This is a genomic window from Skermanella stibiiresistens SB22, assembly GCF_000576635.1.
Classification (GTDB): domain Bacteria; phylum Pseudomonadota; class Alphaproteobacteria; order Azospirillales; family Azospirillaceae; genus Skermanella; species Skermanella stibiiresistens.
This window is the reverse complement of sequence record NZ_AVFL01000005.1, coordinates 297,341-311,673: the sequence shown is the minus strand read 5'-3', so window position 1 is coordinate 311,673 and position 14,333 is coordinate 297,341. Positions and strand designations below refer to the sequence as shown.

At 67.7% G+C, this 14,333-nt stretch carries 12 protein-coding genes; 6 read left to right on the top strand and 6 right to left on the bottom strand.

Annotated elements, in window-relative coordinates:
* Positions 1-6: 6 nt before the first annotated feature.
* The 3 genes from N825_RS09615 to N825_RS09605 form a co-directional block, all read right to left on the bottom strand.
* Complete coding sequence (locus N825_RS09615) at positions 7-897, bottom strand: transglycosylase SLT domain-containing protein (protein ID WP_281174360.1); 891 nt, start codon at positions 895-897, stop codon at positions 7-9.
* A gap of 144 nt (positions 898-1,041) precedes the next feature.
* Positions 1,042-2,196: an FAD-dependent oxidoreductase gene (locus tag N825_RS09610; RefSeq protein ID WP_037450405.1), complete on the bottom strand. Its 1,155-nt coding sequence runs from the start codon at positions 2,194-2,196 to the stop codon at positions 1,042-1,044.
* 460 nt (positions 2,197-2,656) lie between these two features.
* Complete coding sequence (locus N825_RS09605; protein ID WP_037450113.1) at positions 2,657-3,037, bottom strand: hypothetical protein; 381 nt, start codon at positions 3,035-3,037, stop codon at positions 2,657-2,659.
* A 441-nt stretch (positions 3,038-3,478) separates the two neighbouring features.
* Here N825_RS09605 and N825_RS09600 point away from each other — a divergent pair, with 441 nt between their 5' ends.
* Positions 3,479-3,988, top strand: a complete 510-nt coding sequence (locus N825_RS09600) for a hypothetical protein (RefSeq protein WP_157619069.1) — start codon at positions 3,479-3,481, stop codon at positions 3,986-3,988.
* A 31-nt stretch (positions 3,989-4,019) separates the two neighbouring features.
* Here N825_RS09600 and N825_RS09595 read toward each other — a convergent pair whose 3' ends face one another.
* Both N825_RS09595 and N825_RS09590 read right to left on the bottom strand, forming a co-directional pair.
* Positions 4,020-5,999, bottom strand: coding sequence for a YjbH domain-containing protein (locus N825_RS09595; protein ID WP_084164590.1), 1,980 nt, complete (start codon positions 5,997-5,999; stop codon positions 4,020-4,022).
* A 149-nt stretch (positions 6,000-6,148) separates the two neighbouring features.
* Positions 6,149-7,372 carry a pentapeptide repeat-containing protein gene (locus tag N825_RS09590; protein WP_245613066.1) on the bottom strand — a complete coding sequence of 408 codons (1,224 nt, stop codon included), beginning with the start codon at positions 7,370-7,372 and terminating at the stop codon, positions 6,149-6,151.
* A gap of 267 nt (positions 7,373-7,639) precedes the next feature.
* Here N825_RS09590 and N825_RS09585 point away from each other — a divergent pair, with 267 nt between their 5' ends.
* The 5 genes from N825_RS09585 to N825_RS09565 all read left to right on the top strand — a co-directional run bounded on the left by N825_RS09585 (position 7,640) and on the right by N825_RS09565 (position 13,450).
* Complete coding sequence (locus N825_RS09585; protein WP_051511827.1) at positions 7,640-9,340, top strand: L,D-transpeptidase family protein; 1,701 nt, start codon at positions 7,640-7,642, stop codon at positions 9,338-9,340.
* 200 nt (positions 9,341-9,540) lie between these two features.
* Positions 9,541-10,134: a peptidoglycan L,D-endopeptidase MepK gene (gene mepK, locus N825_RS09580; RefSeq protein WP_037450106.1), complete on the top strand. Its 594-nt coding sequence runs from the start codon at positions 9,541-9,543 to the stop codon at positions 10,132-10,134.
* Positions 10,135-10,273: 139 nt separating this feature from the next.
* On the top strand, positions 10,274-12,022 hold the full coding sequence (locus tag N825_RS09575; protein WP_037450103.1) for a tetratricopeptide repeat protein: 1,749 nt from the start codon (positions 10,274-10,276) through the stop codon (positions 12,020-12,022).
* Positions 12,019-12,915, top strand: a complete 897-nt coding sequence (locus tag N825_RS09570) for a 4-(cytidine 5'-diphospho)-2-C-methyl-D-erythritol kinase (RefSeq protein WP_037450100.1) — start codon at positions 12,019-12,021, stop codon at positions 12,913-12,915. The genes N825_RS09575 and N825_RS09570 overlap by 4 nt, the downstream gene beginning before the upstream one ends.
* Before the next feature lie 103 nt (positions 12,916-13,018).
* Entirely contained in the window at positions 13,019-13,450 is a 432-nt protein-coding gene (locus tag N825_RS09565; protein WP_157619068.1) for a hypothetical protein, read from the top strand.
* 67 nt (positions 13,451-13,517) lie between these two features.
* Here N825_RS09565 and N825_RS09560 read toward each other — a convergent pair whose 3' ends face one another.
* The gene (locus tag N825_RS09560) at positions 13,518-14,324 is read right to left on the bottom strand and encodes a MetQ/NlpA family ABC transporter substrate-binding protein (protein WP_037450094.1); all 807 of its coding nucleotides are present in this window, start codon (positions 14,322-14,324) and stop codon (positions 13,518-13,520) included.
* Positions 14,325-14,333 lie beyond the last annotated feature (9 nt).

Here is a 14,333-nt window from a genome sequence, read left to right as displayed (position 1 = left end):
CGGCTGTCATTCCAGTTCCGCGACCTCGGCCGAAGCGAAGGCGTCCGACGCCTTGGCGACGCTGGGTTCGAACGGATGGCGCTTGCGCGGATAGACGCCCTTCAGCTTTAGCACATAGGCTTCGGTCTCACGATAGGGCGGAACACCGCGATAGCGTTCGACGGCGCCTTCACCGGCGTTGTAGGCGGCGGCGACCAGGGTCACGTCGCCGCGGAAGTAAGCCATCAGCCAGCGCAGGTAGCGCATGCCGCCGCGGATGTTGTCCTGGGGGTCGAACGGGTCCTTGACCCCGAAGCGGTCGGCCGTGTCCGGGATCAACTGCATCAGGCCCTGGGCGTTGCGCGGCGAGACCGCGTCGGCGCGGTATCCAGATTCGATTTGCATGATCGCCAGCACGAAATCCGGATCCAGGCTGAAATCGGGAGCCATCTGGCGGACCATCTTCTCGATCTTGGCGGGTGGCGGCAGGTGTCCGGCGCCCCTGACGCCGGGAACGAAGCAGCCGGGCTCCTGGACCTGCTTGACGCTCTTCACCTGGGGCAGCAACTCGCGCGCCTCGGTCTCGCCCAACTCGATCGCGCGCTTGATCCAGGACGCCGCCATCACCGTGTCGCGCGGGGCTCCCTTTCCCGAGAGATACAGGCGGGCCAGCCGGTAGGAGGCTTCCGGGTGCCTCTTGGCGGCGGCTTGACAATAAAGATTGAAGGCTTTGGTGTAATCGAGCTTGGTTCCAATACCACTTTCAAAACGTCGTCCCAGTTCGAACTGAGCTCTGGTACTTCCGGACTTCGCGAAGGTTTCAAGCGCAAGTACAGTTCGATCAGGTTCCGCCGCGTATGAATGAACAGGTCCGACACAAAGGCCTATGATAAACAAGGATTGTCGGATTACCTTCATCGCCGAGCGACTTTCCATTAATTAAGACTGACTTGTTTGAAGTAACACAGCCTCCACGCCAGCCCAAGAGGACCTTTAGGCTATCCACCGGCCCATCCGGTTCCCCCGATTATCCTTCGGCCGCGACCTCTCAGCCCAATCCTTTTACCCGAGGGCCGCGACCGGCTCCCGTTGGAACAGCACGGCTTCCGCTTCCGCCGCGATGGCGAGCGACGCTGTGATGCCGGGGGATTCTATGCCGTACAGGTTGAGCAGGCCGGGCACGCCATGGTCGCGCGGTCCCTGGATCATGAAATCCGCGTCGGCCACGCCGACGGGCACCAGCTTGGGCCGGATACCCGCGTAGCCGGGCTGGAGCGCGCCGTCGGGCAGGTCCGGCCAGTATTGGCGGATGGCGCCGTAGAACTTGTCGGCCCGGCGGATGTCGACGTCGTAGTTGATCTTGTCGATCCACTCCACGTCGGGGCCGAACCGGGCCTGACCCGCCAAGTCGAGCGTCAGGTGGACGCCCAGCCCGCCCTGCTGCGGCACGGGATAGATCAGCCGGCTGAACGGCGCCCGCTTCGCCAGGGAGAAGTAATTGCCCTTGGCCAGGTAGATCGGTGGGATCGAGGCCGCGGGAATGCCCTGGATCGAGTGGGAGATTTCCTGGGCGTGCAAACCGGCGGCGTTGACCACAAGGTTGGCGAGCAGGCGGAACGGCTCCTTCCCGCCCGTTTCGATGATGATGCCGTCGCCGGTGACGCGTCCGCCGGTGATCGGGCTGTTGAAGGCGACCATGCCGCCGTGGTCCTCCAACTCGCCCTGATAGGCCAGCATCAGCGCGTGGGTGTCGATGATGCCGGTCGAGGGTGAGTTGAGGGCGCCGACCGTGGTCAGAGCGGGTTCCAGGGCGGCCACGTCGGCGGCGCTCAGCCATTCCAGGTCGGTCACGCCATTGGCACGCGCCTTGGCGTCGATCTCGGACAGCTTGGCGCGCTGGCCCTCGTCGGTCGCGACCAGCAGCTTGCCGCAATTGCGATGGGGAACGCCGCGGTCGGCGCAATAGGCGTACAGCGCGTCGCGGCCGCGGACGCAGAGCCGCGCCTTCAGGCTGCCCTTGGGGTAGTATAGGCCGGCGTGGATCACCTCGCTGTTGCGCGAGCTGGTGCCGCTGCCGATGCAGTCGGCACCCTCCAGCACGATGACGTCGCGTCCGGCCAGCGCCAATTGGCGGGCCACCGCCAAGCCGATGACCCCGGCGCCAATCACCACGCAATCGACCCGTTCCAAGGTTTGGTTCGGCTGTTCTTCGCTCATGATCACCTGACTGACCGCATCGGATCGATCCCCGCGTTCCGGCGGATCGATCAATTCGCCGGCGGATCGCTCAATTCAAACGTGCGGCCACTATGCCGCGCCTGCATGGACGCGTCCATGGCTCGTACGAACGCTTCGAAGGGAGGGGTGGGGGGCCCGCCAAAGAAAGAGGGCGGCGACCCGTTGGAGGGACGCCGCCCGCGAGTGCGAGGCTAAACATCGAGAGGCATCAGGTACGTATGGGGTTGGGTCGAAGGTTCGAACCCCACTTCGTTCGAACCGGCTGTCGGTCTCAAGGAGGACCAAGAGGTTTCCCTTGGGCGCCGCCGTTATAGGTGGCGGCGAATTCAGGGCTATCCTTGGTATCTCGCGGTCATCATCGAAGTATCACATCATCAACATTGAGGATCGCTGGGTGTTCCCTTCGACGCCCTAGATTTTTTCAAAGTGTCCCGCGAGGTCAGCGTTCGGTGTCCGACTTTGGCTTGCCCAGCGCGTTGGCCGCGGTCCAGGTCGGCCGGCCGCGGCTGGGCGCGGTCTTGGCGCGGACGGCGGGGCTTCGGGGGGTGGGCGCTGGTTTCGCCTGGACGACGGGCTTGGGCGGCGCGGCCGGCTTCAGGGTGGAACTGGAGATGGGCTTGGCGGTGGGCTTGGATGGTGGAGCGGGGTGCCGGGGCGGTTTGACGGGCTCCGCCGCGGGATGGGAACAGGAGAGGAGGCCGTGATAGGCTGTCTTGAAAAGTGACGGAAAGGCTTCGAAGGTCTCGTTGTGGGACCGCGCGTATGAAAGGGCGATCTTCGTGGCCATGCGATGGATCTCGGCACGTTCGATGGTGCTCATCTGTGAGGCTCCTCAATGTCCGCCCGGACAGGGCTATCCTGCCCACTCCGCGATACAACGGCAGCGTGGTTCCGGTGTTCCCCGAAAGACTCGCTGAAATCGTGGAAATGCTCACGACGTGTTCCAGGCTCCCGGCAACGGTCATGCCGCATCGTGGTTAACTTATTTGATTTCAGTCCCGCGCGATAGATTGCCCGTTCGAAGTATTCGGCGCGGGACGTCGGACGCCCGGCGATCCGGTCGATCGTGGGAAAGATCGGCCAACCGGGTGACGGTGGGGCGACGGGACTTCCGCTGGTATTCGTGACAATGCTAAGGTCGCGCTGGTTTCGATGCCGGCGGATGTCCAGATCGCGAACACGAGGTCGTCGGGGCACGGCTTGAAAAGGCTTGGTCCGCGTGATCGAGAAGTCTAGACATTTGGAAAACGAGGAATCCACCATGAAGAAGATCACCGTCCCGGTCATCGCCCTCTCAACGGCCCTCACGGCCATCTTGGCCCTGGTCGGCACCTTCGTCGGCGCCACTCCGGCCACCGCCCAGTCCGGTTCGTCCTATGCCCAGCCCAACACCCCCGGCGCCACTCCCGGCGTGACGGCGACCCCCAATCGCCAGATGCAGCCCAGTGGACTGACCAACGGGGCGTCCTCCGGGCAGGTCCAGGCGCCGCTGACCCCGTCGGCGGCGCGGATGTCCGGTTCGTCGACCGGGACCCAGCTCAGCCTGGAACAAGGCAAGCCGTCGGTCGACGACCGCCGTGGCAAGGACCAGCGCGAGATGGAACTGGTCCAGACCAGCCTGCTCAACCGGTTCGGCGGCATGGGCTTCGCCGAGATGCGGAACTTCCGCAAGCTCGGCGAGAACTACGCGGCCGAGGTCCGCACCGTCGAGGGTATCTGGGTCAATGTCCTGATCGATCCAGTGACGGGAGCCGTGACCGTCCAGCAGTGAGCTTCCGGGGAGCCCGATCCTGGTGCCGGGATCAGTCCAGCAGATGGTCCCAGCCGCCGATCACCCGGCCGACGCTGGAACGCCCGGTCACGTCATAAAGGCGTAGCGGCTGGTCGACCCGCTGGCCGGCGTCCCGGCCCAGCGTCCGGACGGCGAACTCCGGCGCCAGCACACGCCGTATGGCGGGTATCGGCCCCAGGGGTATCCGCAGGCTGATGCCCTGGTCCAGCGATTCCGCACCGGCGTTGGTGACGGTGGCGTGGGCGGCGATGCTCACCCCATTCCCGAAAGTGCGGCTCAGTTCGAGGGTGGCGCCGATATCGCCGGCCAGATAGCGGCCGGCGCGCAGCGTGCCATGGGTCAAGCCGTCGCCACTCTCGTAATGGAAACTGGCGAGGGTCGAGGCGTAATCCTGATCCTCGAAATGGATCAGGTTGCCCGGAACGCGTTTCGACACCCAGTCGGCGTCCAGTCCCACCGCCCAGCGGGCGCCGAACGGGCGGTACAGCACCTCTCCCTCCCAGCCCCCGAACATCTCGTCCAGATGTCCGATCTCGGCGCGGACATGCCAATCGGGGAAGGGCGTCCACAGCCAAGCGGTGTAGAGGTGGTCGGCGGTGACGGACACACCATCGGCGTATCGAGCCAGATCGCTTCGAACCACGGGCAGGCGCTGGTCGCGCTCGCCGAGCCGGCTTGCCAAATTGTCATCAAGGTTGAACCGCAGGCCGCCTCCGGTGACCAGTCCACCGGCGAGGCCACCGACGACGGAAGCGTCGAGAGCCGCGCGGTAGGCCCGTGAGCCGGAGCGGCCGGCGGGATCGATTTCGAGCCGGGGCGTCACCCGATAGGTCCAGCTCTCGCCGGCGCGGCGGGGCGGCGCCTCCAGCAGGGCGGCGGGCCTCAACTCCGTCGTGCGCCAGATCTCGCTGGGCGAGCCGGCGTGCCGGCTGGCCCGCTCCAGGTCGGTCCTCGCGAGGGAGACCGCCGTCCCATTCAGCTCCGCCGGACCGAGCACGACCGTCAACCGCTCCACCTCGGCCGGAGCCCTTCTGGCCATGATCAGGGCGAGGCGGCCGACCGCCCGGGCGGGCGGCCCGTCGGGAACCGCGTCGAGCCAGGCCGTCGCCTCGATGTCATCGATGGTCACCGCCCGAACCGCGAAACCTTGGGATCGCGCGACCGCCTGGATGCTCCGTTCCGCCGCCCGCGCCGAGGATCGCGCCGGACGCGGACCCAGCGGGGTCGTGGTGGCGCCCGATCCCGCCTTGTCCGACGGTTCGCCGGAGACCGCCTCGTCCAGCGCCCGCGCGCCGAGCGTGACGACGGCGCTCAGCATGGCGGTGTCGCCCCGCTCGATGCCGGCCCCCAGTTCGAGCCAGGACAGCGGCCGCCAAGCCAAGCCGGCATTGACCGGGAAGGGACGCGACAGGCGGGGATTGGCGGCGCGTTCGGCGCGGTACAGGTCGCCGGTGTGGTCGATCTTGAGCGACAAGCCGTCGATCGGCGTCCCGATCTCGACACCGCCGATCAGCGCCACCGGCAGGCCGAACGCGCCGTCCTGGGCGAACCGGCCCCAGCCGAAACCGAGCGTCCAGTCGGTGTCGAACCAGCGACGGCTCATGACGAGGTATTGGGCCGCTTGTCCGCCGGATCGGAACAGGCCGCGGACGCCGATGGAAAGCTCCGGCTGGTCGGCATCCTCCCGCAGCAGCCTCAGTTTGAGATCGAGCCCGTCGGACGGCGGAACGCCGGTGCCGGTGGTGGTGGTCCGGCGCATCGTCGCCTCGACACCTGGAAGGGCTTGCAGGGTGAGGAAGTCGTGCCGGTGGAGCGGCGTCCAGGTATGGCCCGCCGCCAGCGTGTCGGGTGCGGCCAGGCGGGCGCTGGGAACCTGGAGCAGGCCGGTGCCGCCGGTATTCGCCGTCGTCGGCGCCGCCGGGGCTGGGATGGCGGTTTGGCAGAGCCCGACGAGTGCCAGCATGGCTGCGCCGACGGCTCTCCGAACCATCGGGCGGAGGAGCGTTCCTTGATCGACGCCTGAGGATGACCGGGAGACCGACACGCGCTTTTGCCATCATGGCCTTGGCTTAAATGTCGTATCTGGATGTATGGCGCATACAAACGCAACCGGCGTGATGTCGCACGATGCGGAGTATCCTACCGTTGATAGGGTAATCCCGTCAGTTTGGCGCCGGTCAGGTCGGCGCCATCCAGATCCGCCAGATCGAGGTTGGCGTCGCTGAGGTTGGCCGAGGACAGCAGGGCGCCGACCAGATGGGCGTGGCGCAGGTCCGCTCCCAGCAGGCTGGTCGCCCAGATCTTCCCACTTGGCTTGCCAAAACCGTCCAGAATCTGGGCCGGGCACAGCAGCGCGTCGTGCAGGTCGGCGCCAATCAGGCGCGCGTAGCTGAGGTTGGCGCCGGACAGGTCGGCGCCGCTGAGGTTCGCCCCCTCCAGATCGGCGCCGGACAGGTCGGCCATGATCAGTTTGGCGCCCGCCAGCAGCGCCTTGACCAGCGAGGCGCCGCGCAAGGTGGCGCCGCTCAGGTTGACGTTCCGCAGATCGACCCGGTTGAGGTCGGCGCCATCCAACTCGGCGCGGGCACCTCGGGCGCCGCCGCTCTCGATCCAGCGTTCGTGGTTGTTGATCACCCGCTGGATCTCCAATCCCAGCGTGTCGAGCATCTTGGTGAAATGCGCTCCGGCCAGATCGGCCTTCGACAGGTCGCAGCCGGACAGGCGGGTCCCGACCAGATCGGCGTTGTGGAAGCGGGTGCCGGTCAAGGCGGCGCCGTCCAGGTTGGCGCCGCATAACCGGCTTTCCGACAGGTTGGTGTCCGTCAGGTTGGCGTCGCTCAGGTCGGCGTTCTGGAGATTGCAGCCCGTGAGGTCCGCCCCGCCGAGGTCGACCCGGCGGAGCGACGCCGAGGTCAGGTCGGTGCGCGAGCACACGGCGCCCGGGCGCCGCGCCACCGTCGCGAGCGCCGCCGCGAAGCTGGTTCCGGCCCTCCCGGGCTCGCGCGGCATCGTCGACAGGTTTGGTGCCCCACCCGCGCCGGACGCGTCGATCTTGCCCTCTCGCAGGTCGGCGTTCCGCAGATTGGCGTCGGCGCAGTCGGCGGAGTGGAGCCTGGCGCCGCGCAGGTCGGTGTTGGACAGGTCGGCGGCGCGCAGGTCGCAGTGCCGCAGGTCGGCGCGGAACAGGTCGGCCCCCGCCAGCCGCGCGCCCGTCAGATGCGACCGCGCGAGCTTGGCGCCACCGAGCAGGGCGCCGCGCAGATCCACATGCCGGAGATCCAGCCCCTCGAGGTTGACGAGGGACAGGTTGGCGCAGGCTCCTCCCGCCAGACCCTTGATCCAGCGCGCGTGTTTGTCCAACACATCCTGCAGAGACTCGGGTTGCGGGGATTCAGGCGTCATCGTCTTCCGTCGGCGCGGCAGGCGAGCACCCAGGTGTCCGCACATGCTTTGCCCGCGAGTTTGAGGCGAATTGCTTACGGAACAATAAAGCCGTATTGGATTAATCGGTTAGCTCCCGTTCCCTTGGACGTGGTTAACAAGCAACAGTTCGGGACAAATTTGGAACCAACCTATCTACCACTTCATTTAGGTGTATGATCGAACCCAAAGTATAGTGGTGGGAACCCGATGAGAGCCTTCTTCCATAACGTTCTGATCGTCTGCGTTCTCGCCGGGGGCGCGCTGGATGCCATTCCGGCGCGGGGGCAAACCGGCGAGCCACCGCTTCCGGTGCTGGCCCCGGCCACCGAAACCGACGTCGCCATCGCCCGCCGGCTGAGCAAGGGCGGCCCGCTGGCGCTCGACGGCCAGCGGCTGCGCAATCTCGACGCGTTGCGCCGCTTCTACGCCGAGCGCGGCTTCGACCCCGTCTGGACCGACCAGACGGGCCAAGCCGCCGCCGCTCCCGGTTTGGTGGCGCTGGTCCGTCTGGCCGACCTGGAAGGGCTGGAGCCGCGGCACTATCATCCCGACGCGATCGAACGGCGCCTGGGTGCCGCCGATGTGGGTGGCCAAGCCGAACTGGACCTGCTGATCACCGACGCGATCATGGAGTACACGGGCGATCTTCGGACCGGCCGCCTGCCGCCTCGGACGCTCGCCCCGGAAATGGCGGCGACCCCGCCGAAGCTGGACGCGATCGAGATCGTCAAGAACGCCATGGCCGCACCGGACTTGCCGGCTTTCCTGAAAGGCTTCACGCCGCCGCACCCGCAATACGCGGCGCTTCGCGACGCCTTGAAGCGATACCGCGTCGTAACCTCGGCGGGAGGCTGGCCGGTGGTCGGGGAGGGTGCCGTGCTGAAGCCCGGCATGCGGGACGCCGGTGTGCCGGCGCTGCGCCGCAGGCTGGCGGCGACCGGCGAATACAGCGTCAAGGATAATGGCAAGGACCTCTCCTCGACGCTTTACGACGCCCCGCTGGAAGTCGCGGTCAAGCAGTTCCAATCCCAAACCGGGCTGGGTCCCGACGGCGTCGTCGGCGTTTCCACCCGCTTGGCGCTCAACATCCCCGCCGCCGGTCGCGTCGACCAGATCATCGCCAACATGGAGCGCTGGCGCTGGATGGAGGACGACCTGGGCGAGCGGCACGTCATGGTCAACATTCCCGGCTACACGCTCAAGGCGGTGACGCCGGGTGCCGCCCCCCTGCGCATGCCGGTCATCGTCGGCACGACCGAGCGGGCGACGCCGGTGTTCAGCCACCGCATCACCCATCTGGTGTTCAACCCGACCTGGACGATCCCGCCGACGGTGGCGCGCAACGACATCCTCCCCAAGCTGCTGCGCGATCCGGGCTATCTCAAGGACCACGACATCACCCTGTTCGACAGTTGGGCGGCCGGCGCCAGGACACTGGACGCGCGGCGGATCGACTGGCGCTCGGTCGGGTCGCGGATCACCCGCTACCGCATGCGGCAGGACCCCGGCCCGAAGAACTCGCTGGGGCGGATCAAGTTCATGTTCCCCAACGAATTCGACGTCTACCTGCACGACACGCCGGCGCGCGACAAGTTCAGCCGCACCGCACGGGGCTTGTCGTCCGGTTGCGTCCGGGTCGGCGACCCCGCCGCCCTCGCCGATTACCTGATGGCGGGGATGGAGGATTGGCCGGTGGAGCGCCGCCAGTTGGTGCTGGACGGTGGCGAGACCAAAACCGTGTGGCTGCGGCAATCGGTCCCGGTCCATCTGACCTACCAGACCGTCTTCGTCGACGAGGCCGGCAAGGTCCAGTTCCGCGAGGACATCTACGACCGCGACGCCGCTTTCACCGCCGCGCTGGCCAAGCGTTTGCCGGTCCAGCAGACGGTGGCCCAGGCGGCCGAGTGAGCCTCGCCGCGGGGCGGGTGCCCATGTCTCGAAAAGGTCACCCGCCAGACCGATGAATACAGCGGTATCAACACGTTCTCCCGTGTATGTAAACCTTTGCTTAACCCGACCCGGCAATGCTGGGGCCGCCGAGACGAAATAATAAAACCGTCGTCCGGTGGCATTGGGACTTTTTGCTGGTTTTCGCAGGGGGCGGGAAGATGCGGGATGAATGTGCGGAGAGCCATCATGCGACTAAGGCGGCGCGCCGTTCATTCCTTCGATCCAGCCTGAGGCTCGGCATGGGGGCCGTCTCCGCCGCGGTCCTGTTCGATCCCCTGGACGCCATGGCGGCGGCGCGCGTGGCGCCACCCCGCAGGGTGTCCTTCCTCAACACCCACACCGGCGAGCGCCTGACGGCGGAATATTGGAGCCGCGGCCGCTATCAGCGGGACGCGCTACGCGCGATCGACAACGTCCTGCGAGACCACCGCACCGATCTGGTCCATCCGATCGCCCCCGAACTGCTGGACACCGTCCACGCGCTCCAGGTCAAGCTGGGCGTGCGGGCGCCGCTGCACGTCATCTCGGGCTACCGCTCGCCCGCATCGAACGAGCTGCTGCGGGAAACCGGCGGCGGCGGTGTCGCCCGCGGCAGCTTCCACATGCGCGGCATGGCGATCGACATCCGGGCTCCGGGCGTCGATACCCGCATGGTGCATCGGGCCGCCCTGCGGCTGCGGGCCGGCGGCGTCGGCTTCTATCCGTCGAGCGACTTCGTCCACATGGATGTCGGCCCGATCCGCACCTGGTGAGCCGAATCGGCCGCGAGGCCGCCCGGGCTGCGTAAGGTGGTTGCGGCGCGACGTGCTTATTGTTGGTTTAAGGAGTTGACCGCTACGGTATTGTTTTCCAGAACGGTGGACCGGCTTGGTCGGGGCAGGATGGGATGGCATGGATTTTCTCTTCGACGCTCTGAAGCGCGGCCTTCTGGCCGGCACGATCCTCGCCGCCGCCGCGGTCGCCCCTGAGGCGGCGACTCCCGGTCCGCTGGCCCCCGACCCGCTGGCCGACGAGGCGATCATCGAGGCCGCCACGGTGACCGGCAGCTATCTGGCCGGCCGGCACGCCCAGCAGGTCGACGACTGGCCGGCCGCCGCCGACTTCATGGGCAGGGCCCTGGCCAGCGATCCCGACAACTTGGCGCTGCTGCGCCGCACATACCTGCTTCAGCTTGGCGACGCCCGGTACGATGACGCCGCCGCCCTGGCGCGGCGACTGGTTGCGGTGGAGCCGGGCAACCATCTGGCGGAAACCCTGCTGCTGGCGGACGACATCATCGCCGGCCGTCTGGACGAGGCGCGGGCGCGCTACGCCGGAGGCGCCGACGAGGGGCTTTCCCGCTATGTCGAGCCGATCGTGCTGGCCTGGATCGCGGTGGCCCGCGACGATATCGCCGATGCCTGGACCGCGCTGGAACCGCTGGCGAACGCCCAGGGCTTCGCGGTGCTGCACCATTTCCACGCCGGCCTGATCGCGGATCACGCCGGCGACGCCGTCACCGCCGAGGAGTGGTACCGCAAGGCCGTCACCGCCGGCGCGCCGCTGCGCATCGTCCAGGCGGTCGGCGGCTTTTTCGAACGGACCGGCAAGGCGGACGAGGCGCGGGCGCTCTACCAGCGATTCCGCGACGACAATCCCGGCACGCTGCTGCTGCAACCCGAGCTGGACCGGCTGGCGCGCGGCGAAAAGCCGATCGCGATCGTGGAGGCTCCCCGCCAGGGCATCGCCGAGGCCCTGTTCGACATCGCCAGCGCCCTGCAACAGGAAGGTGCCGGCGAGCTGGCGCTGATGTATGGCCGCGTCGCCGTCCATCTGCGCGACGACCATGGGCTGGCCCACATGATGCTGGGCGACATCCTCGCCCAGCGCTCCCGCTTTCAGCCGGCCCTGGACGAGTACGCCGCCGCCGGACGCGACGGCGCGCTGGCCTGGACCGCGCGCCTCCGAAGCGCCGGCATGCTGGAGAAGCTGGGCCGGGCCGATGAGGCGGTGACGCTGCTCGACGCCATGGCGGCCGAACAGCCGGACCGGATCGACGCGCTGGTCGAGCTTGGCGACGTCCACCGCGGCGCCGAGCGCCACGGGCAGGCGATCGCGGCCTATGACGCGGCGCTGGCGAGGATCGGCCCGCCGCAGCCGCGCCATTGGCTGATCCACTACACGCGTGCCCTGTCGCTCGACCACCTCAAACGCTGGGACGAGGCAGAACGCGACCTCCAGCGGGCGCTGGAACTGGCGCCGGAGCAGCCGCTGGTGCTCAATTACCTGGGTTATTCCTGGATCGACCGGGGCATCAACCTGGAGCGCGGCAAGGCGATGATCCAGCGGGCGGTCGAGCTGCGGCCGACCGACGGCTACATCATCGACAGCCTGGGCTGGGCGCTCTACCGGATGGAGGACTACCCCGGCGCCGTCACCCACCTGGAACGCGCGGTCGAGCTGAAGCCGCTGGACCCCACCATCAACGACCACTTGGGCGACGCCTATTGGCGGGTCGGCCGCGAGGTGGAGGCCCGGTTCCAGTGGCGCCGGGCGCTGCTCCACGCCGAGGCGGACGACTTGGCCGCGACGATCCGCGCCAAGCTGGAGACCGGCCTGCCGCGCCACCAGACCGCCGCCGGGTTGCCCACCGTCAAATGACCGTTCCGGACCAGACTGTGGTGGAGTCCGCTCCCGCCAAGCTGAACCTGTATCTTCATGTGCTGGGGCGGCGGGCCGATGGCTATCACGAGCTGGATAGCCTGATCGCCTTCGCGGACATCCACGACACCGTGACCGCGCGCCCGGCCGACGGCCTGACGCTGACCCTCGACGGCCCGTTCGCCGTCGCCCTGGAGGGCGAGCCCTCCGACGACAATCTGGTCAGCCGCGCCGCCGTGCTGCTGGCGGAGGCTTTGGACAGGGATATGGCACGGGGTGGAGCCGGCGCCGCGATCACCCTGACCAAGCGGCTGCCGGTCGCCTCTGGGATCGGCGGCGGATCGGCCGACGCCGCCGCCTGCCTGCGGGCGCTCGCCCGGCTGTGGGGGATCTCCCCGGCGGACCCGCGGCTGTTTCCCCTCGCGGCGCGGCTCGGGGCCGACGTGCCGGTCTGCCTGACCAGCACGGCCGCCTATTTCGGCGGTATCGGCGACATCATCGATCCGGCACCCCGATTGCCGCCCTGCGCGGTCGTGCTGGTCAATCCAGGCACGCCACTGTCCACGCCGTCGGTGTTCAAGGCGCGGAGCGGGGGCTTCTCCACCGCCGCGCGGTTCGACGGGGCGCCGCTGGCGACCGCCGCGGATCTGGCGGCGGCGCTGGCGGGCCGGGGCAACGATCTAACAGCCGCCGCCACCGCGCTGGTGCCTGGGATTGGCGACGTGCTGGACGCGCTGGCCGGGACGCCGGGATGTCTGCTGGCCCGGCTGTCGGGCAGCGGCGCCACCTGCTTCGGTCTCTATGGCGACGATGCCGAAGCCACCACCGCGGCGGCTGGATTGACGGTCCGGCATCCCGGATGGTGGATCAGGGCGGGGCGGTTGTTGGCCTAGCCGTCACCTCGAACATACCTAATTAGGGCGTGTTCATTGTTGGTAAGGGGGCGCTGGTGTATGGATGGCGAAGTCTTTTCCCATCCACCGCATCCAGGACACCATGAGCGAATTTCCGAAGATCCTCCAGGTGGGGCTGCTTTTGGCCGCCGTCATGGCCGCCGTTCCCGCCCTCATCACGCCCTCGCTGGCGAACGAGAAGAAGGAGGGACCGGTTTCACTCAGCGTGCCGATCACCAACCTGACCCTGCCGCTCCTTCTCGAGGACCGCCGGATGGTCGGGCGCATGGATCTGGTGCTGGAGGTGCAGGCGGCGGACGCCGAGGCGGTGGCCAAGATCGAGGAGCAGCTTCCCCGCATCCGGGATCAGATCCTGACGCGGGTGACGCCGGCTCCGATCCCTGGCGGCAGCGGCGTTTCCGCCGAGACCCTGACCGAGATGAAGGCCAGCATCCTGGCCCTGCTGCGCGAGATGGTCGGCGCCAAGGCGATCAACGCCGTCTATATCGTCAAGGCCATGACCCGGCCAAGCTGACGCCCCATCGCAGGGTCACCAGCTGGTGACGCTTGAAGACGTCACCAGCTGGTGACGCTTGAAGACGTCACCAGCTGGTGACGACGGACCCCTTGAACTTCTCCTCGACGAACCGCTTGACCTCGGGCGTATGGTACGCGGCCAGCAGTTGCTGGACCCACGGCTTGTCCTTGTCCTGCTCGCGCACCGCGATGATGTTGGTGTAGGGGGAGGCGGTGCTCTCGCGGGCGATGGCGTCGGTCAGCGGGTTGAGCCCGGACTCCAGCGCGTAGTTGGTGTTGACGGCGGCGGCGGTCACGTCGCCGAGCGAGCGGGGCAGCTGGGCGGCGTCCAGCTCGACGATCTTGATCTTCCTGGGGTTCTCGACGATGTCGATCGGCGTCGCCTTGAGCCCGGCGCCGTCCGACAGCTTGATCAGCCCCTCGGCCTGGAGCAGCAGCAGGGCGCGGCCGCCATTGGTCGGGTCGTTCGGGACCGCGACGGAGGCGCCGTTCGGCAGCTCGGCCAGGCTCTTCACCTTGTTCGAGTATATCCCCATCGGGAACACCACGGTCTTGCCGACCGACACCAGCTTCAGCCCGCGGTCGCGCACCTGATTATCCAGGTAGGGCTGGTGCTGGAACGAGTTTGCCTCGATCTCACCCGCCGCCAGCGCCGCGTTGGGGATGACGTAGTCGGTGAACTCGATGATCTTGATATCGAGTCCCTGTTTGGCGGCGATCGGCTTGACCGCGTCCAGGATCTGGGCGTGCGGACCGGCCGAGACGCCGATCCGGATGGTTTCGGCCGAAGCCGCGCCCGACACGCCGAGGGTGGCGCCGAACAGCGTGGCGGCGGCCAAGGCCGACAGCGCCTTGGTGGACAGGATCTTCATGATGGTCGG

What these genes read in the sequence shown, in the direction of transcription:
- N825_RS09575 (WP_037450103.1), top strand. Translation starts at nt 10,274, where the DNA reads ATGGATTTTCTCTTCGACGCTCTGAAGCGCGGCCTTCTGGCCGGCACG.
- N825_RS09615 (WP_281174360.1), bottom strand. Translation starts at nt 897, where the DNA reads ATGAAGGTAATCCGACAATCCTTGTTTATCATAGGCCTTTGTGTCGGA.
- N825_RS09610 (WP_037450405.1), bottom strand. Translation starts at nt 2,196, where the DNA reads ATGAGCGAAGAACAGCCGAACCAAACCTTGGAACGGGTCGATTGCGTG.
- N825_RS09600 (WP_157619069.1), top strand. Translation starts at nt 3,479, where the DNA reads ATGAAGAAGATCACCGTCCCGGTCATCGCCCTCTCAACGGCCCTCACG.
- N825_RS09565 (WP_157619068.1), top strand. Translation starts at nt 13,019, where the DNA reads ATGAGCGAATTTCCGAAGATCCTCCAGGTGGGGCTGCTTTTGGCCGCC.
- mepK (WP_037450106.1), top strand. Translation starts at nt 9,541, where the DNA reads ATGCGGGATGAATGTGCGGAGAGCCATCATGCGACTAAGGCGGCGCGC.
- N825_RS09560 (WP_037450094.1), bottom strand. Translation starts at nt 14,324, where the DNA reads ATGAAGATCCTGTCCACCAAGGCGCTGTCGGCCTTGGCCGCCGCCACG.
- N825_RS09570 (WP_037450100.1), top strand. Translation starts at nt 12,019, where the DNA reads ATGACCGTTCCGGACCAGACTGTGGTGGAGTCCGCTCCCGCCAAGCTG.
- N825_RS09585 (WP_051511827.1), top strand. Translation starts at nt 7,640, where the DNA reads ATGAGAGCCTTCTTCCATAACGTTCTGATCGTCTGCGTTCTCGCCGGG.
- N825_RS09605 (WP_037450113.1), bottom strand. Translation starts at nt 3,037, where the DNA reads ATGAGCACCATCGAACGTGCCGAGATCCATCGCATGGCCACGAAGATC.
- N825_RS09595 (WP_084164590.1), bottom strand. Translation starts at nt 5,999, where the DNA reads ATGGTTCGGAGAGCCGTCGGCGCAGCCATGCTGGCACTCGTCGGGCTC.